22 protein-coding genes are annotated in these 20,677 nt (G+C 39.7%); 4 read left to right on the forward strand and 18 right to left on the reverse strand.

Going from position 1 to position 20,677, the window contains the following annotated elements; translation table 11 throughout:
* The first annotated feature begins 110 nt into the window (after nucleotides 1-110).
* Nucleotides 111-461: an ankyrin repeat domain-containing protein gene (locus tag B806_RS0100005; RefSeq protein WP_050676235.1), complete on the forward strand. Its 351-nt coding sequence runs from the start codon at nucleotides 111-113 to the stop codon at nucleotides 459-461.
* A gap of 43 nt (nucleotides 462-504) precedes the next feature.
* Here the strand turns inward: B806_RS0100005 and B806_RS0100010 are convergent, their stop codons facing one another.
* The 5 genes from B806_RS0100010 to ribF all read right to left on the reverse strand — a co-directional run bounded on the left by B806_RS0100010 (nucleotide 505) and on the right by ribF (nucleotide 6,092).
* Entirely contained in the window at nucleotides 505-1,047 is a 543-nt protein-coding gene (locus tag B806_RS0100010) for an NAD(P)H-dependent oxidoreductase (RefSeq protein WP_017387471.1), read from the reverse strand.
* A gap of 137 nt (nucleotides 1,048-1,184) precedes the next feature.
* Entirely contained in the window at nucleotides 1,185-1,667 is a 483-nt protein-coding gene (locus B806_RS0100015; protein ID WP_014208021.1) for a peptidylprolyl isomerase, read from the reverse strand.
* A gap of 1 nt (nucleotide 1,668) precedes the next feature.
* Entirely contained in the window at nucleotides 1,669-2,199 is a 531-nt protein-coding gene (gene lspA, locus B806_RS0100020) for a signal peptidase II (RefSeq protein WP_016802660.1), read from the reverse strand.
* A complete protein-coding gene (gene ileS / locus B806_RS0100025; RefSeq protein ID WP_017387470.1) occupies nucleotides 2,192-5,029 on the reverse strand; it encodes an isoleucine--tRNA ligase in 2,838 nt (945 codons plus the stop codon). Before ileS ends, lspA begins: the two co-directional genes overlap by 8 nt.
* A gap of 61 nt (nucleotides 5,030-5,090) precedes the next feature.
* Nucleotides 5,091-6,092, reverse strand: coding sequence for a bifunctional riboflavin kinase/FAD synthetase (ribF, locus tag B806_RS0100030; RefSeq protein ID WP_002120723.1), 1,002 nt, complete (start codon nucleotides 6,090-6,092; stop codon nucleotides 5,091-5,093).
* A 207-nt stretch (nucleotides 6,093-6,299) separates the two neighbouring features.
* On the opposite strand from ribF, the gene B806_RS0100035 reads away from it, so the two are divergent.
* Entirely contained in the window at nucleotides 6,300-7,433 is a 1,134-nt protein-coding gene (locus B806_RS0100035; RefSeq protein ID WP_017387469.1) for a TDT family transporter, read from the forward strand.
* Nucleotides 7,434-7,513: 80 nt separating this feature from the next.
* On the forward strand, nucleotides 7,514-8,080 hold the full coding sequence (locus B806_RS0100040; RefSeq protein ID WP_017387468.1) for a 5'-nucleosidase: 567 nt from the start codon (nucleotides 7,514-7,516) through the stop codon (nucleotides 8,078-8,080).
* Nucleotides 8,081-8,115: 35 nt separating this feature from the next.
* On the opposite strand, the gene B806_RS0100045 is transcribed toward B806_RS0100040, so the two are convergent.
* From B806_RS0100045 to ubiG, 12 genes are all read right to left on the reverse strand, one after another.
* Entirely contained in the window at nucleotides 8,116-8,736 is a 621-nt protein-coding gene (locus B806_RS0100045; protein ID WP_017402472.1) for a TetR/AcrR family transcriptional regulator, read from the reverse strand.
* 259 nt (nucleotides 8,737-8,995) lie between these two features.
* Entirely contained in the window at nucleotides 8,996-9,796 is an 801-nt protein-coding gene (locus B806_RS0100050) for an ATP-binding cassette domain-containing protein (RefSeq protein ID WP_014208026.1), read from the reverse strand.
* A 13-nt stretch (nucleotides 9,797-9,809) separates the two neighbouring features.
* The gene (gene ssuC / locus B806_RS0100055; RefSeq protein ID WP_002120785.1) at nucleotides 9,810-10,607 is read right to left on the reverse strand and encodes an aliphatic sulfonate ABC transporter permease SsuC; all 798 of its coding nucleotides are present in this window, start codon (nucleotides 10,605-10,607) and stop codon (nucleotides 9,810-9,812) included.
* On the reverse strand, nucleotides 10,604-11,779 hold the full coding sequence (gene ssuD / locus B806_RS0100060) for an FMNH2-dependent alkanesulfonate monooxygenase (protein WP_017402473.1): 1,176 nt from the start codon (nucleotides 11,777-11,779) through the stop codon (nucleotides 10,604-10,606). Before ssuD ends, ssuC begins: the two co-directional genes overlap by 4 nt.
* 26 nt (nucleotides 11,780-11,805) lie before the next feature.
* Nucleotides 11,806-12,789 (reverse strand): sulfonate ABC transporter substrate-binding protein, encoded by a 984-nt coding sequence (locus tag B806_RS0100065; RefSeq protein WP_017402474.1) that lies wholly within the window; start codon nucleotides 12,787-12,789, stop codon nucleotides 11,806-11,808.
* A 72-nt stretch (nucleotides 12,790-12,861) separates the two neighbouring features.
* Nucleotides 12,862-13,830 carry a sulfonate ABC transporter substrate-binding protein gene (locus B806_RS0100070; protein WP_005804832.1) on the reverse strand — a complete coding sequence of 323 codons (969 nt, stop codon included), beginning with the start codon at nucleotides 13,828-13,830 and terminating at the stop codon, nucleotides 12,862-12,864.
* A 336-nt stretch (nucleotides 13,831-14,166) separates the two neighbouring features.
* Nucleotides 14,167-15,522, reverse strand: a complete 1,356-nt coding sequence (gene argA / locus B806_RS0100075; RefSeq protein ID WP_005071790.1) for an amino-acid N-acetyltransferase — start codon at nucleotides 15,520-15,522, stop codon at nucleotides 14,167-14,169.
* A gap of 120 nt (nucleotides 15,523-15,642) precedes the next feature.
* The gene (locus B806_RS0100080; protein ID WP_005804830.1) at nucleotides 15,643-15,972 is read right to left on the reverse strand and encodes an RcnB family protein; all 330 of its coding nucleotides are present in this window, start codon (nucleotides 15,970-15,972) and stop codon (nucleotides 15,643-15,645) included.
* Nucleotides 15,973-16,184: 212 nt separating this feature from the next.
* The gene (locus B806_RS0100085) at nucleotides 16,185-16,598 is read right to left on the reverse strand and encodes an RcnB family protein (RefSeq protein ID WP_005071792.1); all 414 of its coding nucleotides are present in this window, start codon (nucleotides 16,596-16,598) and stop codon (nucleotides 16,185-16,187) included.
* Between the two features lie 216 nt (nucleotides 16,599-16,814).
* Nucleotides 16,815-17,561, reverse strand: coding sequence for a YciK family oxidoreductase (locus B806_RS0100090; protein WP_002120710.1), 747 nt, complete (start codon nucleotides 17,559-17,561; stop codon nucleotides 16,815-16,817).
* A gap of 68 nt (nucleotides 17,562-17,629) precedes the next feature.
* Entirely contained in the window at nucleotides 17,630-18,331 is a 702-nt protein-coding gene (locus tag B806_RS0100095) for an HAD-IA family hydrolase (RefSeq protein ID WP_079381046.1), read from the reverse strand.
* Entirely contained in the window at nucleotides 18,328-19,041 is a 714-nt protein-coding gene (gene ubiG / locus B806_RS0100100) for a bifunctional 2-polyprenyl-6-hydroxyphenol methylase/3-demethylubiquinol 3-O-methyltransferase UbiG (protein WP_005804826.1), read from the reverse strand. The genes B806_RS0100095 and ubiG overlap by 4 nt, the downstream gene beginning before the upstream one ends.
* Before the next feature lie 180 nt (nucleotides 19,042-19,221).
* On the opposite strand from ubiG, the gene B806_RS0100105 reads away from it, so the two are divergent.
* Entirely contained in the window at nucleotides 19,222-19,839 is a 618-nt protein-coding gene (locus B806_RS0100105; protein WP_005804825.1) for a thiol:disulfide interchange protein DsbA/DsbL, read from the forward strand.
* A gap of 90 nt (nucleotides 19,840-19,929) precedes the next feature.
* Here B806_RS0100105 and B806_RS0100110 read toward each other — a convergent pair whose 3' ends face one another.
* Entirely contained in the window at nucleotides 19,930-20,577 is a 648-nt protein-coding gene (locus B806_RS0100110) for a TetR/AcrR family transcriptional regulator (protein WP_002120773.1), read from the reverse strand.
* Nucleotides 20,578-20,677 lie beyond the last annotated feature (100 nt).

Below are 20,677 nucleotides of genomic sequence, written 5' to 3' on the forward strand. Positions count from 1 at the left end.
ATCGCCAGCTCATTATTCTAAACACCCCCGTTCTAATGAATGGGGGTGTTTTTTTATGCGCGGAATTTAATTTTTAATAAAAGATAGGATTTGTATTCTTGCTGTATTCTATGAATATAATGATGAACTCTATTATTTTGGGTACGTTCATGAAAATCAATTCTTTCTCTCCAATACCTGAAGATGATGAAGAGCTATCTTTGCCTGCATTGATTTATTGGGCATCTCTAGGTGATATCGATCAAGTAAAAGAATTACTAATAGAGGGAGAAAATCCTAATCAGATAGATGATGAGGGATATAGTGCTCTACAAGCAGCTGCTGAAAATGATCATTTAGAGATAGTTCAACTCTTAATTGAAAAAGGTGCGCATGTCGCTTACAAAAGTGAATACACAGCATTAGAGCTTGCAGAAATGGCTGGTAATACTGATGTAGTGGAGTATTTAAAGAGTTTATAAAATTAAAGGCCTCTTTTGTTTAGAAAAGAGGCCTTTTGTGCAATTAAGACAAATGATATTTCTGTAGTTTCTCAACAATGGATTGAAGACCTTTTACTTCAAATTCATTAGCTTCGAATTTTTCATCTTTATTACGTTTAAATATATCTCTTATCTCTATTACAGCATTCGGGTCAATAATACTTAAACTTGAGGTGACTTGACGTATTTGGCTAATAGAACGAGAGCCATTTGTTGAACCATAGCCAATAAATGCAGCAGGTTTACTACCCCACTCCTTACCGACATAATCAAGTGCATTTTTTAAAGCTGGGCTGTAACCATGGTTGTATTCTGGGCTAATGAAGATAAATGCGTCTGCTTGAGCAATTTTGTCTGCCCATTCTTGTTGTTTAGGTTGATCATAAACCCCAGTAGCAGGTGGGTGAGAGCCTGAAAATAACGGTAAATTCCACTCTTTTAAATCAATTATTTCTGTCTGAAAATCTTCTAGATTAAATGATGGAATTGTGGATTCTAGCCAATTGGCAACTTTAATTGCTGTACGTCCTTCACGAACACTTCCTACGATAATATAGACCAGCATGTATTTTTCCTAAGAATTTTTATCTTTATAACTTAATTCATTCTATAGGTAGGAGAGAATATAGAATTTGTAAGGATTCTTATGTCACTAATAAAAACTGAATCATAAAAAAGCCCTCATTTAGAGGGCTTTTTTATTTACATTAGCTTAATGCCTTGTTGGCCTTCAGGAGTAACCTTAAATATTTCTACTTCAAAGGTAATATTTTTCCCAGCTAATGGGTGATTAAAATCAATTTCTGTAATGTCATCATTAACTGATTTTACTACACCGAATAAGGTGGTTTTTGCCTTATCTTCAAATTCGATCATGTGACCAGGAATAGGGCGTTGTTCAAACTTAACTGTATCGAAAGTTTGAACATTTTCTGGATTCCACGGACCAAAAGCCTCTTCTGGTGGAAGGTGTACTGTACGGCGGTCACCTGCACGTAAACCGAATAATGCTTTTTCGAAACCTGGTAAAAGGTTTCCGTCACCAATAGTCAGACTGACTGGCTCTTCACGGCTACGTGTATTGTCAATTTCTACACCATTTTCGATAGCTACAGAAAAGTGTAGGTCGACTTTAGAGCCTTCTTGGATACGAATTTCTTCGTTAGGTTGAATAATTTCGGTCATATTATGCATCCGAGTTTTGGTTACGTTGCTTCTCAAGGAAGAATGTATCAATGAGTAGCAAAATCGTACCTAGAGTGATGGCACTGTCCGCAATATTAAAAGCTGGAAAGTGATGATTTTGGTAATAAACATGAATGAAATCGACCACATAACCTAGGGTAACACGGTCAATTAAATTGCCTAAAGCTCCACCTAAAATTAAAGCGATGGCTACAGGTAGCACCACCATTTTTTTAGGCATACGCATTAACCAAAATACAAAAAGTACTGAAACTAAGCCCGCCAAAGATGTGAAGAAATAGCGCTGCCATCCTCCTGCATCAGATAAAAAGCTAAAAGCTGCACCATAGTTATGTAATAGTGTCCAGTTTAAAAATGGAAGTACAGGTACAGGATCTGCATAGTTTAGATGTGTACTCGCAATCCATTTTGTCCATTGATCCAATACAATGGCAAGGACAGAAAGTCCAAGCCAAATCAGATTATGTGGATAAAACTGGAATAAGCCTTTTTTAGCTTGTGAATTAGGCATATTTTCTCACTTCGCCACGACCAGTGACGTTCACAATACAACGACCACATAAACCAGGATGATCGGCATGTGTATTTACATCTGGAAGGACGTGCCAGCAACGTGCACATTTTTCACCTTCAGCTGCAGATATTTGTACACGTAAGCCTTCCATTTCAGTTGCTTCACCTTGCTCAGCAAATGGATGTACTACTACTTGCGAAGTAATAAGAACAAAACGGAGTTCATCAGCCAGTTGGTTTAAAACTGTTTGTAATGATTCACTTGCCCAAAGTTCAACTTTGGCTGAAAGATTACTGCCGACAAGTTTAGCGTTACGCGCTGCTTCAATCTGTTTATTTACTGCAGATTTTACGCTAATCAATGTTTGCCAATCTTCTTCAGAAAGCAAGTTTGCTTTTGATGAAACAGGTAAGTCATACCATTCTGAAGTAAATACATATTTTTCAGTTTGTTCTGGAATCAATGGCCAAGCTTCTTGAGCGGTAAAACTTAAGATTGGGCTCATCCAACGGATAAATGCTTGGACAATATGATAAAGCGCTGTTTGAGCAGAACGACGTGCCTGAGAATCCGCTTTAGTGGTGTATTGACGGTCTTTGATAATATCTAGGTAGAAACCACCTAAGTCATTAATACAGAAGCTTGTTAACGCACTACATACCACATGGAAGTTCATTTCTTCATAGGCAGTGATAATGATTTGTTGTACTTCATTCGCGCGTTGCAAGATGTATTGATCAAGAGCGATGAGGTCATTTACGCCCAGAGCATCAGTACTTGGTTTGAAACCATTTAGGTTCGCAAGCAAGAAGCGTAGGGTATTACGAATACGGCGATAGCTATCACTTACACGGCTAAAGATTTCTTTCGATGCTGCGATTTCATAACGGTAGTCGCTAGACGCTACATATAGTCGTAAACCATCTGCACCAAGCTGTTTGATGATTTCTTCAAGCGGGATATAGTTGCCTAAAGATTTCGACAATTTACGGCCATTTTCATCAACTGTAAAACCATGAGTTAACAAGGCTTTATATGGCGCACGATTGTGAATTGCCATAGATGTTAATAAAGAAGATTGGAACCAGCCACGGTGTTGGTCTGAACCCTCTAAATATAAGTCAGCAGGGCTTTCTAATTCATCACGTTGCTCAAGTACAGCGTAATGCGTTGTACCAGAGTCGAACCATACATCGAGTGTATCGCGAACAGCGTTATATTGTTCAGCATCTTCACCGATGAAGTCTTTTGCTTCACGTTTGAACCATGCTTCGATACCTTCTTCTTCGATCAGTTGAGCAACTTCTTCGATGAGTTCAGGTGTACGAGGGTGTAATTCGTTCGTATCTTTATGAACGAAGAATGGAATTGGAACACCCCAAGTACGTTGACGTGAAATACACCAGTCCGGACGACCTTCGATCATTGATTCAATACGGTTTTTACCCCAGTTCGGTACAAACTCGATATCATTTTCAATGGCATTAAGCGCACCTTCACGTAATCCTTTTTGATCCATGCTAATGAACCACTGTGGTGTAGCACGGAAAATAATTGGAGTCTTATGGCGCCAGCAGTGTGGGTAGCTATGTTTAATTGGCTGATGAGCCCATAAACGGCCTACAGCACCTAAAGCTTCAATAATCTTTGGATTAGCTTTATAGATGTGTTCACCAGCGTAGATTGGAGCAGTTGGTAAATAAACACCGTTACCACCTACTGGGTTATCTACTTTAAGGTTGTATTGAAGACCTACTTTATAGTCGTCTGCACCGTGGCCAGGCGCTGTATGTACGGCACCTGTACCGCTTGTTGCGATAACGTGTTCACCTAAAATAACCGGAACTTGACGATCAGTAAGTAAAGGGTGTTGTAGGGTAAGGTTTTCAAGAGCCGAACCAGTAAAATCAGCTAAAACAACTGGGTTTTCAAGCTTGTAACGCTCAATCGCTGAAGCAACTAAGTCTTTAGCAAGAATGAAGTTTTGCTTACCGCGCTCAGTTGTCACTTGCACCAATTGATATTCAATTTCGGCATGCAACGCAACGGCTTGGTTAGCTGGTAATGTCCATGGTGTAGTGGTCCAGATCACGATATCTGTCGGATCTTGAACTTCTACGTTTAAACGGACACTTAAATCTTTGAGATCGACAACGCCAAAACCAACGTCAATTGCGTCAGATTTTTTATCTTCGTATTCAACTTCTGCTTCAGCAAGAGCTGAACCACAGTCCATACACCAGTTCACTGGCTTTAAGCCTGGCTGGATATGGCCATTTTTCTGGATGAGACCTAGAGCACGAACAATATCGGCTTCTTGTTTGTAATTCATGGTGAGATAAGGATTATCCCAATCACCTAAAATACCAAGACGTTTAAAGTCAGTACGTTGTAAATCAATTTGTTTTAGCGCGTATTCACGGCAAAGTTTACGGAAAGTTGCTGCGTCAACTTTTTCGCCCACTTTACCTACTTTCTCTTCAACTTTTAGTTCGATTGGCAAGCCATGACAGTCCCAACCCGGAACATATGGTGCATCAAAACCTGAAAGCGTACGGCTTTTTACAATAACGTCTTTGAGTACTTTATTGACTGCGTGACCCAAGTGAATTGTACCGTTCGCATATGGAGGGCCATCATGCAAAATATATTTTTTCTTGCCAATACGCGATGCACGAATCTGCTGATAAATGTTGTCGGTATACCACTCTTCTAACCATTTCACTTCACGTACTGCCAAATTTGCTTTCATTGCAAATTGAGTATCCGGCAGGTTTAGCGTGGCTTTGTAGTCCACTGCATTCTCAGGAGTTTGCTTATCGCTCATGCAAGTTTTCTTCCAGTTTAATCAGCTTGGGAGCTGACATGTTTTACAATCAAAATTCGAATTAAAAAGGAAATTGTGTCGTGTCGTTACGATATTGTCGTAACTGTTGCACGTCATTATCAATTCCAGCCTTAAGTGCTTCAAGCGAAGGGTAGTTCAATTCACCATGAAGATAGTGAAGAAAAGTCACCCGCATAAATAAGCCATACAGATTAGCAGAAACATCAGGGAAATGTACTTCTAATCTCCATTCTGGATGTTCTTGCTGAATGGCGGGACGTGTACCGACATGACCTGCGCCATAGAGGCTATTTTCATGATATCCGGCAATTCCCGGTTTTTCAGGTGTTTCTTGGCGCACTTTTTCAGTGAGAGAAGTCGTTTCGCAAATGACTTCAACGCCATAAATACCGTTTAAACAAGGTTTGTGGCGATTGAGACGAACATTAATGGTTGGAAAATCAAGAGTTCGTCCAATTTGGTCGCCATATTGGACACGTCCAGTAATACTGTATGGACGGCCTAATAATTTAGCTGCTAAAGCAAGATTACCCACTTGAAGTACTTGGCGAATACGGGTTGAACTGACGCGTTCACCTTCAAGTTCAATGGTATGTAAATTTGTTACTTGGAAGCCATAATCTTTTAAAAATTCACTGTTACCTTGGCGGTCTTTACCGAAATGAAAGTCATCCCCCAAAACTAATGACTGGGCATTTAATTTGTTTTTTAATAAATCTGCGAAGGCAGATGCGCTCATGCTACGGAAATGTTCATCAAATTTAGCAACCGCAATATAGTCAACGCCAAGCTCAGCTAGGTATTCAACTTTTTCCCGTAATGAATTAATACGAGGAGGTGCATCGTAACCTTTAAAGAACTCAAGAGGTTGTGGCTCAAAAATCATGACCAGTGTTTTTAAGCCTTGTGCTGCAGCAATGTTTTTGAGTTGAGCAATCATCGCTTGGTGGCCTAAATGGACACCATCAAAATTACCAATAGTTACCGCTGTTTGAGGTAACTGAAAATTGGGCGATAACGCATTGAGACGAAGCAGTTTCATGAACTTAAAATATGGCTATTTTTGCAAGGGCTATATATTGCCATAATCTCACAGATTCGTCTTGTTGTTGTGTTTTTACTCAGTTATTTTTCAATATGAATATTTGTATATTTAAAACATTGATGAATTAAATAAAAATAAATCAATTTTTCTTATTAATGGTTTGCTCTACTATATCTTTATCCACTCTTTGATTAGAGAACTAAGATGAAAAAACCCTTTTACCAATTAAATCAAAGCAAAGATGTTATACGACATTTTACCCCAAATTGGTTTACAGCGACTATGGGTACTGGCGTGGTGAGTATGATTTTAATCCAGCTGCCCTTTGCTCAATCATTTTTATTCAAGCTAGCTACTTTGTTATGGCAATTTAATATTGTTTTATTTAGCGTTTTTTCAGTTCTTTATTTATTGCGGTGGTTTCTTTTCCTTCATGAAGCGAAGCAAATTTTTAATCATCCAAATATGAGCTTGTTTTTAGGCGCTATCCCGATGGGGCTTGCAACGATATTAAATGGGTTTCTAAGTTTCGGTGTCGGGCTTTACGGTGAAGTTGCAATCCATATTGCTCAAGCTTTATGGTACATCGATGTCTTTTTAGCACTGGCCATTGCGTGGATCGTGCCATTTTGTATGTTTAGTCGTCAGAACCATCAGCTACATACGATGACTGCAATCTGGCTTTTACCTGTGGTTGCCTGTGAAGTAGCAGCAAGTTCTGCGGGTATGTTGGTAGGACATTTACCAGCAGATGTACACAGCTTTCATTTATTAATGGGGGGCTACGTACTTTGGGGAATTTCTGTTTTACCTGCATTCGCTATTTTGACAATTTTAATGCTGCGTATGGCTTTACATCAGTTACCAGAAAAAGAAGTCGCAATTTCTAGCTGGTTGTCTTTAGGCCCTATTGGTACAGGTGCATTAGGTTTATTGTTATTAGGGCAGCAGGCACAAAGAGTGGCGCCAAATGTAGGATTTGACCAATTTGCGAATGTCTTTCAAGCCTTAGGAGTTGTAGGCAGTCTTGTACTTTTAGGCTTTGGGTTATGGTGGCTTGGTCTTGCGATTTTAACAACGCTTCGTCACGCAAAGACAGGTATTCCATTTAACTTGGGCTGGTGGGGCTTAACCTTTCCATTAGGTGTATTTATTCTCGCACTATTTAATTTAGGACATCAGGTTGAAATTGTATTCTTACAATACGTTGCTGTCGCATTGAGTATCCTGTTATTGACGATGTGGGGCGTTGTAATGAAGAAAACGCTAGCAGGAGCATATAGTGGTCAACTGTTTTTTTCTCCATGCTTAATCGCTTTACAACAAAAAGTGCAGTAATGATGAAAAGGTGCAAAAAGCTTTTGCACCTGATTTATACTTATTTTCTAACTTATTTAATTTTGATTTGAGCTTTTTGAATGAACACTGATATTGCTTTAATTATGGCACTTCCTAATGAATCTAAGGGTTTATTTGAACAAGCAGGTATTGAAGTCCATTACAGTGGTATTGGTAAAATTAATGCTGCCTTTAAAGCATTTGAAGTTATTCAAAAAACAGGATGCAAAACTCTAATTAATTTAGGTACAGCGGGAAGCTCTGCATTTAATCGACATGATTTAGTCGAAGTAAAAACTTTTGTACAACGGGATATGGATGTTTCACCCCTAGGTTTTGAAGTAGGTGTAACGCCGTTAGATGATCATTTGGCGGCAGAGATTCATCTTCAACCACATTTTATTGATTTGCCAAAAGCAGTATGTGGAACAGGTGATTCATTTGAAACAGGTCAGCCAAAAGTAGCTTGTGATGTGGTGGATATGGAAGGATATGCTTTAGCTAAAGTGTGCCACAAGTTAGGTGTACGATTAATCTCGGTGAAGTATATTACTGATGGGGCAGATGACACTGCACATCTGGATTGGGAAGAAAATTTATTGTTAGGTGCCCAGAAACTCCTAGCACTTTATCAAAATCATTTCTAAAAAAAGATCGGCAAATTTGCCGATCTTTTTTTGTTTTAACGAGGTAATACGCCGTAGAGCATCATATGTACCGTATGCTCAATCGAACGCTGAAACATAATGCGGTTACGAAGCGTTTTACCGGTCACCATTTCCATTTGAGTTGCAAAATCTGCATAGTTTTGCGTAAGGCCCCAAATATTGAGTATTAATAGCTCAGGGTCGATATCTGGGGAAATCTTTCCTTCTTCTTGCCAAGTCTGAATGACTTTGGCTTTGCGCTTAAATAGCTTTTTCAAAGGTCCTTTCAGTATAGGCAAAATATGTGGAGCGCCTTGAATAATTTCTAGTGCAAACAATCTAGATGCTTTCGGTTGGCTACGAGACAGTTCGATTTTTTGAATTAAATAGTGAGATAAGGCTTCGGCTGGTTCTAATTCAGCTTCTAAAGTTTGTAAGGGGGCCAACCATTTTTGTAAAACGGTTGTGAGCACTTCTACATATAAAGACTCTTTATTTTCATAGTAATAGAAAATATTCGACTTATGCATGTCGGCGAGTTGGGCAATTTCATCCAGACTTGCTCCACTGAACCCATAGACTGAAAATACGTCAAGGGCCGCAGCAAGAAGCTGATTGCGCTTTTGGGTACTCTTTTTTTGTTCCATCTGCTGCATAATTAAAAAAATAGTATTCCCATTGTAAGGGAAATTGTTTGATTTGTGCACAGGTGTCTTGCTTTTTTAATCAAAAAACGGCTACTTATTTGTGTAATAGATATACTATTGTGCAAAAAATAGAGAGATTCACTAGTTTATTGTTATTCTTAAAAATATTTTTTTATTTTCGCCCTAAAAAAGAGCAATAAAACAGCAGTTTTATTGCTCGTAAATTGGGCATTTTTTGGTTGAACAGTTCTCATTACTCATCGCAACCTTAAGTTGCCAAAACCGCATCGAGTACTTGTTGTTCAAGCTGAGCAAAAGTAATACTTTTTTTACGCGGGCGCGGCAAATTAACTTGGAAACTTTGAGCAATCTGACCCTTATCTAATAAAATAATACGGTCAGCTAATTGCACTGCTTCACTCACATCGTGTGTGACTAAAATTGCAGTAAAGCCTTGCTCCTTCCACAAGCGTTCAATCAAGCTTTGCATCTCAAGCCGAGTTAACGCATCTAATGCACCCAAAGGTTCGTCTAGCAACAATATGCGCGGCGTATGTGATAGTGCACGGGCTAGGGCAGTACGCTGACGTTGACCACCTGAAAGCTGGGAAGGCCATTGTCCTGATTTCTCTTTTAAACCGACTTTTTCTAGTAATTCTTCTGCTAAAGCATGTTGCGATTTTGGTAGCCCAAGTTGAACATTTTGAAGAATATTTCTCCAAGGAAGTAAACGAGGATCTTGGAACATTACTCGAATATCATCGTTCGTAATGCCTTCACGTAAATGTCGGGCAGATTTAAATTTGATTTCCCCAAAGCTGGCTTTTTCAAGTTGAGCAATTAAACGGAGTAACGTACTTTTGCCACAACCACTTCGGCCAACAATTGCTAAAAACTCACCCGGCTGGATGTGTAGGTCAAGATCTTCGAGGACCTTTACCTCGCCATAGAATTTATAAAGTTGCTCAATCAGAATCTCTGCACCTAATACAGGTTCTTGAGATTCTGTTGGTTCTTCCGGAATGAGCTGCACTTCATTCTGATTAATATTTAAATTCAGATTTGTCATGTTCTAAGCTCCCTTATTTCTGATATCCAGAGTGCCAACGTAGTAAATAGCGTTCTAAAAGCTGTGCTAAAACATCTGCTAGTTTGCCTAGTAAGGCGTACAGAAGAATACCGACCAGAACTACATCAGTTTGTAAGAACTCACGTGCATTCATGGTCATATAACCAATACCTGCTTGAGCTGAAATGGTTTCAGCAACAATGAGCAATACCCAAACCAAACCTAAAGCAAAGCGTAAACCCACTAAAATAGAAGGCATCGCACCTGGCAAAATAATTTCTTTGTAAAGCTGCCAACGTGAAAGTCCGTAGCTTTTGCCCATCTCAATCAATTGAGGGTCAACTGATCGAATACCGTGATAGGTATTAATATAAATGGGGAAGAAAACACCTACGGCGACTAAAAATAATTTTGCTGTTTCATCAATCCCGAACCACAAGATGACGAGTGGGATAAGTGCTAAGGCTGGGATGTTACGAATCATTTGTAAGGTCGTATCGAGCAGGGTAGATGCGAAACGCGAAGACCCGTTGAGTAGACCTAATAACAAACCTAAACCGCCACCAATCAACAACCCCAGTAAAGCACGCCCTGCACTCACTTTAACGTGCTGCCAAAGTTCTCCACTCACCAGTAGATGCCAAAAAGCGGAAACGACAGCAGTAGGTGCAGGTAAAATACGGCTTTCTAAAAGACCCGAACTTGAGGCAATTTGCCAAACAACCAATAGAAGAATAGGGAAAATCCAAGGCAGCAAACGCTGCCCGATTTGTTTTGTTCCACGTGAAACAACACTTTCAGCTTTGCTCATGCAGGCTCCTTGACGGAACTATTTTGCTTCTTCTCGTCTGGAACATAATTGTTGGCAATAATTTCACCGAATGGACCGGTTAAATTTGGCTGAGCAAGTTTAGCGCGAGTTTCAATTGGTAATAACGGGAATACTAACTCTGCAAAACGAATTGACTCTTCAAGATGTGGATAGCCCGAGAAAATAAACGTATCGATACCTAAATCAGCATATTCCTGAATGCGGGCAGCAACTGTTTCTGGGTCACCTACAAGTGCTGTACCAGCACCACCACGAACTAAACCAATACCCGCCCAAAGGTTTGGAGATACTTCTAGTTTGTCTCGATTACCGCCGTGGAGAGCCGCCATACGTTGTTGGCCTACAGAGTCCATTTGTGCAAATTTTTTCTGTGCGGCAGCAATAGTTGCATCGTCCAGATACTGAATAAGCTCGTTCGCTGCTGCCCAAGCTTGTTCGTTGGTTTCACGAACAATCACATGCAAGCGAATACCATAAGTTAATTTACGGCCTTTAGCCTCAGCTTTGGCACGAACATGTTCGATCTTTTGTTTTACGGCTTCAAGTGGTTCACCCCACGTAAGGTAAGTATCGACTTGCTCAGCAGCCAAATCGACAGCGACGTCTGAAGAGCCCCCGAACCAAAGTGGTGGGTAAGGCTTTTGAACAGGTGGGTAAAGTAGTTTTGCATCATCCACTTGTAAACGTTCACCGTGGAATGTAAAAGCTTCACCTGTATGTGAGCGTGTCAAAATCTCACGCCAGATTTTTACGTATTCATTGGCAGTTTGATAACGCGTTGAGTGATCTTCATATAAGCCATCACCGCGTAATTCAGCCTCATCACCACCAGTCACTAAGTTGAGTAACACACGGCCATTCGACAAACGGTCAAACGTTGCAGCCATACGTGCTGCCAAAGCTGGTGTGGTTACCCCTGGTCGTAATGCAACTAAAAATTTAAGGTGTTGAGTTGCATCAATTAAGCTAGCCGCCGTAATCCAAGGATCTTCACATGAACGACCTGTTGGAATAAGTACACCTTCGTAACCTAAATTATCTACTGCCACAGCAATTTGCTTCATATAGGCATGGTCAACCTGACGAGCGCCTTTACTTGTACCTAAATAGCGACTATCACCGTGGGTAGGAATAAACCAGAAAATTTTCATGTGCATTACCTATATGTCTATTAAAATTACTTGGCACCCCAAACAACCTGTTTAATGCTGATTGGTTTTGGAATGATGCCTTGTTGAGTAAAAATGTCTGCGAGTTGCTGCTGCTCAGCAATCACTTTGCTGCTGAGTGGAGCTGCCGATGATGGGCGTGGACGTCGTTTAATGAATAAATCACTGGTTGCAGGCTTAAGCCCTGTGCTTTGGCCAATCGCACCTGCCGTTTCTGTTTGATGACTTTGAACCCATTTGTCAGCTTGATTGATTTGTTTGATGAGCCCGGAAACAGCTTTAGGATGTTGTTTAACAAAATTTGGAGCTGCTAAATAAAATGTATAGTTCGGACTTAAGCCTTTACCTGATGCAAGAACACGAGCTTGGTCTTCTAGTTGTGCTGAAGCGAAATAAGGATCCCAAATTGCCCATGCATCAACGGCACCTTTTTGAAATGCTGCGCGAGCATCGGCAGGGGTAAGCCAGATGGGGGTAATATCGCTCCAGTTTAGGCCTGCTTTACGTACGGCTTGTACAAGTAAGTAATGTGAACTCGAACCTTTTTGCAGCGCAATACGTTTGCCTTTAAGGTCTTTCAGCTGTTTGAGTTGCGAGTTTTTTGGAACTAAAATTGCCGATGCCAAGGGCTTAGCAGCTTCATAAGCAATATAATATAAAGGCTTGCCAGCCGCTTGTGCGTAGACAGGAGGTGTATCTCCAGTAACGCCTACATCAAGCGAACCGACAGCTAAAGCTTCTAAAATTTGTGGACCGGCAGGGAACTCATTCCAAGTAATTTTTGCATTTGGGAATTCTTGTTCAAATAGCTTTTGCTGTTTAGCAATTGCAAAGTTAATTGAGCTTTTTTGAAAACCAATACGAAGTTCTTTCACAGTTGGGTCAATTGCCCAAGCTGGCGCTGCGATTGTTAAGCCTAATACAGTGAATGCACTGAGGCGCTTAATTAATTGTGTCCACTGACTCTTACTAAATAATGACTGATGTTGCATATTGATATCCTTGTTCCCCTTGAGGTCAGGCACAGCATTTATATGATTATTTAAGCCGTGCCCAAGCTGGGTTTATTTCAGTTTTAAAATGGCATCTTGAATGGTGAGTTTGTTTGGAATGAGCTTTTGTGCATAAAAAGCATCAGCTACTTGTTGTTGTTCTTGTGCCACCTTGTCAGAGATTGGCTGAACTCCAAAACCCATACGTGAAATTGAAGTTTTGAGTACATCAAACTCAAGTGCGGTAGGTTTTTCGAGTAACTTGGCAGCTTCATCCTGATGTGAACTCACCCACTCAGTGGTCTGGTTAAGTGTCTGTACAACAGTGTTGAGTACTTTCGGATTATTTTCTGCAAATTTACGGTCAGCTAAATAAAACTGATGATTACTCACCAAGTTTTCGCCTGTTGCTAAAACTCGCGCCTGAATTTGATGTTCAGCCGCTGCGAAGAACGGGTCCCAAATCACCCATGCATCGACAGCACCTTTTTCAAAGGCAGCACGAGCGTCTGATGGCGGTAAATAAACTGGTTGAATATCACTTAAGCTTAAGTTGTTGGCTTCTAAAACTTTTAACAATAGGTAATGAACATTCGAGCCTTTGTTAAGAGCAACACGTTTGCCTTTTAAATCTTTAATAGATTGGATTGGAGAGTCTTTTTGTACCAATAGTGCTTCAGCTTTTGGCGCAGCAGGTTGGTTTGCGACATAGACTAAATTTGGATTGGCAGCCTGAGCAAAGATCGGTGGTGCTTCACCTGCTTCACCGAGTGAAACACTTCCTACGTTTAAGCCTTCAAGTAATTGAGGGCCAGCAGGGAACTCAACCCATTTCACTTGCACGCCTTGTTCTTTTAATGCTTTTTCTAAGTCACCACGAGCCTTTAAAATAGGAAGAATCCCATATTTTTGATAGCCGATATTTAAGGTTGTGGTGGCTTGTTCCTCTTTTTTGGCACAACCACTTAACATCATCACTCCTGCAAGGCTGGCCGCGATGACTGAATATTTTGCCCATGAAGTGGTGTTGAAAAGTGCCATGAGATTTCGTACTCCCCGAAAGAGAAAAAGAAAAAAAATAATTGGATGAGCAGATACCCTAAATGGATTTTTATTTCAGAAAAAATAAGTATTCGGTCTTTATTTATGCAAAAAAAAGCTAAACACAATAGGCTATAAACTTATGCGAAAAAATGATTTATCTAATAGAAATATATTTAATGAAGTGTTATTAAGTTAATGTAAATAAAATAAAAAATATTAAAACCTTAAAAAATTTAGATTTAAAAAAAGTACAACCATAAATTAATCGTGTTTATGGTTGTACTTTTTGAACTAAGCTTATCTGAAATAAGAATATCTTAAAATTAGCAAAGGCTAAGGAAGCAGTTTCTTAAAGACTAAAGAATTCCTTTGATAGTTATAGAGTGCCTGACGAGCATTTGGTAAGTCATCAACAGTAACTTGATGGAAACCGTGTTCTAAGAACCAGTGAGCGGTTCGAGTCGTTAAAACAAATAATTGACGAATACCTTGTTCTTTTGCCTTTTCTTCAAGGAATTGCAAAATCTGGCTGCCACGGTTCGATTTACGATAACTTGGATGTACTGCGACGCAGGCAATTTCTGCTGAACGTGTTTCATTAAATTCTGTTGGAATTGGATAAAGTGCAGCACACGCTAGAATCGTACCATCGCGTTCAATGACAGCGAACTGGCTAATCTCTTGCTCTAAACGTTCACGCGAACGATAAACTAATATACCTTCTTCTTCTAATGGACGTAATAAATTCATTAAACCGCCTACGTCTTGAATATTGGCCATGCGAACTTCTTCATAATGCGCATCGGTAATCATGGTCCCTATACCATCTCGGGTAAATAACTCTTCGAGAAGGGCGCCATCATAGGCATAAGAAATAAGATGAACGCGGTGTACACCTGATAAAGATGCTTTTTTTGCCTGTTGCAAATGCAAAGTGAGTGTTGGGCTAATAGTTTGGTATTGTTGAATATAGTAGTCCAGTTGATGTGGGCTTAATTCACGTAATATTTGCTCATCTTCATTCAACAATCCTTGTTGCTCACCTAGAAAAATGAGTTTATCTGCTTTTAAGTAAGTTGCTGTTTTAGTTGCAACTTCTTCAGCTCTTAAGTTAAAAACCTCACCTGTAGTGGAGTAACCCGTTGGCCCTAGCAATACAATATTATGGTTGTCGAGGTGTCGATCAATCGCATCTGTATCGATAGAACGAACTTCACCTGTAAGCTGGAAATCCATGCCATCACGAATGCCATAAGGTTTAGCAGTCACAAAATTACCTGATACCACATCTATGCGAGCGCCGTACATGGGCGAGTTTGCTAAGCCCATAGAAAGCAATGCTTCGATTTCTAGGCGAATAGAACCTACAGCACTCATGACACAGCTTAAAGATTCACGTGTGGTAATACGGCTGTTATCATAAAAAGGAGTTTCGATTCCTTTTTCTTTAAGATTTTGATTAATTTGCGGACGTGCGCCGTACACGAGAATTAAGCGAATACCAAGAGAGTGCAATAAAGCAATGTCGTGAATGATATGTTCAAAATTAGGATGACGGACTGCTTCACCACCAAACATCAACACAAATGTTTTATCGCGGTGAGCATTAATGTAGGGCGCTGAGTGTCGAAACCAGTGTACATAATGCTGGGTGTTATTATGTGACTTACTTACAGGCTTACTTGACATACCGATCTCGAATCAACAGCAAAAAGATATAAAGATGATTCTAAACAAAAAAGATTAAAGCCGCATGTTTTAGATAAAAAAACACCCAAATTGAAATTTGGGTGCTTAAAAAGTTTTAAATTAGTAAACCACTCTAATGATTTTATGACTTTGTTCATTCACCAGTACATAATTTCCATTCACTTTATACCATTTTTGGTAACGACCTGGTTTAGTCAATTTTTGATGTTGACGATAGTCGATCACGTAACGTGAATGTCGATACTCATGCGGTACAACCTGGCCTACTCGCCACGCATTGTGATGATCATCTTTTTTAATCACTTTAACTGTTTTTACTTCATGGTTTTGGTAATTGCCATGATGATTATGATCGTTTGGTGCTGCCATGGCTGTTGTTGCAACTAAACCACTAAGAGAAAGAACAATCGCTGTTGTTAATTTTTTCATTGTAAACCTCGAATGATGAGCTGAATTTCAATAATTAAAGATTAGTGAACAATTGCAGATAAATCGTGGAGGCCAAGAAGAATAAATGTGAAAACTCCCTATGAAATAAGAAGAAATTAAGAAAATTCATCATTTAAGAATATAAAAAATAAAAAAGGATAAAACCCAGAGGCTTTATCCTTTTTATTCAGCGATAGCGAGGGTCTATCGCCTTAAAAACCACGAATACTCACAATGCTATTAGAATCTGTGTCGACTAAAATATAGTCATTGTTGATTTTATACCATTGCTGATTACGGCCTGGTTTTGGCAAGTTACTGTCTTTATAGTCGACTTTATAGCCATTACCACGATAGTGCTGTGGCATAACATAGCCAGGCTGCCAGCGATGTTGTTTTAAGCGTTCAAAGCCACGCTCTTCGCGCATACGGCGTTCGTCACGGATACGATCATCATCATGATCACGTCCAAATCCTGGCCCACGATCATTCCACTCACCACGTGGACCTCCACCTTTAGGACCTTTGGGGCCATGGCCTCGGTCAAAAGGAGGATCAGCAAAGCTCGCCATACTGGTGGTTAGTACGGTTATGCAAAGGGCTAAGATGGTGAACAACTTTTTCATGATGCATCCTCGTTTACATCTGATGTCTCTCATGTTGAATACTCTACGCGCAAAATGCAGAGAAACTGTGAAGATCATTTAATGGTTCAATTAAAATTACGGATAGATCAAGGGTTTTTATCAATAATAAAAAAGGCTTGTATATCTTTTCAGGTATAGGCAAGCCAGATTTGATGATTGGCCGTAATTTAATTTAGCTTTTTCATCTTTAACTTTTTAATCCTGCGCATCAATACTTTGACCATTGAGTGCCAAGCTGTCTTCACCCATTAAATAGAGGTAGGCAGGCAAGATCGACTCTGGTGTAGGTAGCGTTTTCGGATCTTCTTGTGGGTAAGCTTTCGCACGCATTGCGGTACGTGTTGCGCCTGGATTAATGCAGTTAAAGCGGATATTTGGATAAGTATTTTCCGCTGCAAAAATTTTACTCACTGCTTCAATTGCAATTTTGGAGACAGAATATGCGCCCCATAAAGCTCGTGCTTCACGGCCTACACCTGAACTGGTAAATACAACAGAGGCGTTTTCTGACTTTTGCAAAAGTGGTAATAAGGCTTGAGTGAGGGCAAACGGAGCACGTAGGTTAACTGCCATCACATCATCCCATACTTCTGTAGGATAATGTGCTAGCTCTACACGTTCACCTAAAATACCCGCATTATGCAAAATACCGTCTAGACGTCCAAACTGCTTTTCGAGCGTATCGACTAAAAAGTCGTAATCACGGTCAGAGGCACTTGAAAGCTGTAGTGGTAAAATCGCAGGTTGCGGTGCACCTAGACTCTCAATTTCATCATAAATAACTTCAAGTTTATTTAAGGTTCTACCATGTAGGACAACGGTTGCACCATGTAGGGCATAACTTAGAGCCGCAGCTCGCCCAATTCCATCACCAGCACCGGTAATTAAAATAATTCGATCTTTGAGTAGATCCGGACGAGGTTGGTATTCTGAATATTTCATTGGTAAACCTCCTTCTTTTTATATTGATAAAACGAATAACCGTTAAAAAAGTCTATAAAACTCTGATGTTAACTTATCATACGCTGATTTTCCTGTAGAGCAGGAAGCTTTTGACGTAACATATCGTGTAATTCTGTCACTGTATTTACAATCGAATCGGCCTGCCATGATGCTAAATCATCACGGTGTTCGATAGGTAAATAGCCATAAGCTGCCAAGATGGTATACATATCGGCATTGCGACCAGCATCAATATCACGTGGGTGGTCGCCCACATAAATAATTTGATCTGCTGGGATATTTAACTGTTTAGCAGCCAAATACATTGGTTCAGGATCCGGTTTGGTTTTACTGACATCTTCAGGACATACCAAAACCGCACAGCGTTGTGTCAGATTTAACTTTTCTAAAAGAGATTCACTTAAACCACGTGGTTTATTGGTCACAATACCCCACGGGATTTGCGCAGCTTCTAACTCTTCTAGAAGTGGATACATGCCTTCAAACAGATCTGTATCAACCACAATATTATTGCCGTACAGATCTAAAAAGTTTTGACGATGTGCCAAGAAAATTGGATTGGCTACATCCAACTCTGGATAGACCAATTTCACCATCGCACGTGCACCTTCAGAAACCTGAGTGCGAATAAGATCTGCTTCTACAACAGGGCGTCTTGCATCACGGCACATTTGCTGAATAATACGAATGAAATCCGCAGCTGTATCGATAAGCGTACCGTCTAAATCAAATAAAACAGCTTTCATCATGCACCTGTATTAATCGTATGAACCATATAGTTAACGTCGACATTCGGCGCTAACCAGTAATGCTTGGTCAGTGGGTTGTAATGTAGTCCGGTCATTTCTTTTAATGTAAGGCCTGCATTACGAATATCATGTGCCATTTCAGATGGTCGAATAAATTTATGATAATCATGCGTACCTTTTGGCAACATGCGTAGGACGTACTCTGCACCGATAATGGCAAATAAATAAGATTTTGGGTTACGGTTAATGGTCGAGAAGAACACATGGCCGCCCGGTTTAACCAGAGCCTGACAAGCTTTTACAATAGATGCCGGATCTGGAACGTGTTCCATCATTTCCATACAAGTCACCACGTCATATTGACCTGCTTGTTCTTGTGCTAATTCTTCTACAGGAATTTGGCGATATTCAATATTTTGAACATTTTCTTGCTGAGCATGTAAACGGCCGACAGCTAGAGGTGCTTCACCCATATCAATGCCTAATACATCTGCACCACGACGTGCCATACTTTCGGCCAAGATGCCGCCACCACAGCCGACATCAAGTACTTTTTTACCAGCAAGACCGCCTGCACGTTCATCAATCCAGTTTAGACGTAGTGGATTGATCTGGTGAAGTGGGCGAAATTCAGAATGTTGATCCCACCATTTGGCAGCAAGTGCTTCAAACTTTGCGATTTCTTGTAAATCAACATTCAATTGCGACATGGTGCTACCTCTAAACTTGAGTTATCTTTTTGGATGTAGTTCGCCGTTAGTGTAGCGATTATTGGGAAAAAAGCGATAAACCCAATAAAAAACTTCACAGAAGCAAAACGAATTTAGCATATTTGTTTTATATTTAGGGCATAAGCTAATGCATAACAACTTAGAGGAAAAGCTGTAGCAATGAAAAAATTGGTTTTGGGTGGTTTGAGTGCAGCAATTATGGCCGTATCGGGTGGTGCAATGGCAGCAGATTTTGTTGCTGGTAAAGACTACACCGTGATTGCCAATCCAGGCAAAGTGGAAGTTCCGGGGAAAATCGAGGTTCGAGAGTTCTTTTGGTATGGATGTCCACACTGTTTTAAACTTGAACCGCATATGCAAACGTGGTTAAAACAGATTCCTAAAGATGTACGTTTTGTACGTACACCTGCTGCAATGAATAAAATGTGGGAACAAGGGGCGCGTACATATTATACATCTGAGGCATTAGGTGTACGTAAACGCACGCATTTACCACTATTCCATGCGATTCAAGTGAACGGTCAACAAATTTTTGATCAGGCTTCTGCTGCGAAATTCTTTACTCGTTATGGCGTACCTGAGCAGAAATTTAATAGTACTTACAACTCATTTGCTGTGACGGCAAAAGTTGCCGAGTCAAATAAACTTGCTCAACAGTACCAATTAACAGGTGTACCTGCAGTTGTTGTGAATGGTAAATATGTTGTGCAGGGTGAAGATGGTAAAGTCACTCAAGTTCTTAATTATTTAATTGAGAAAGAACGTAAAGCAAAATAAGTTGTTTAGGCTTTACTTCAAAAAAAATGGGCTTCATGTGAAGCCCATTTTTATATTTAATTTATCGTTAATTATCACGAAATAATTCAATTAATTTTGCTGATTTTCATCTTCAATCTGAAAATTTAAAACATCAAAATTAGCTGTTTGAGTCGGCAGTGATAATGCCTGATTAATATATAAATTAATTAATTTTTGGCGAGAACCAATCGAACGCTGGTAATACGTAGAATTTAAAAGCAGTGATGCACCATAAGTCAGTGACCAGATATAAGACAAATAGTCACGAATCGACATATCATAATTCAATGATTTTAAATAATTTTCGGTAATATCTTTAATTGCTAAAATACGCTGTTGGCGAATTTCATAAAGCTCTTCGAAAAGATGCTTCAACTTAGACTCTGTCATCGTCAGATTTTCTTCAAGTTGATGCAATAGAATCGTTTTCCCTGGTGCAAGTAAATGATGAAGCATGTAATGAGGAGCATATTCTTTGAAATCTGTATTATATTTTTTAGAAATTTCTAAAATTTGCTTTTCATTTTGAATAATGAGCTCAAGTAGAAGCTCATTTTTACTTCTAAAATGCTTATAAAGTGTGCCTTTAGCAATATCTAGCTCGGCCACTAACTCATCTAGAGTAATTTCCTGATTGTTTTCTAATAACAACTTTTCTGCCACGCTCAGAATTTTTTCTTTACGCATCAAAAACTGTGTATGACGATCAAGATTCATAGGTATTCCCACACCAGTTTGGCCTAACTAATAGTTTACTTCCTGTAAAAAAGAAAAAGACTTTTCTCGAAATTTTTAGCCTTTTTCTTTCTCTCTTTAC

Source organism: Acinetobacter sp. TG2027, assembly GCF_000302435.1.
Lineage (GTDB): Bacteria > Pseudomonadota > Gammaproteobacteria > Pseudomonadales > Moraxellaceae > Acinetobacter > Acinetobacter pittii.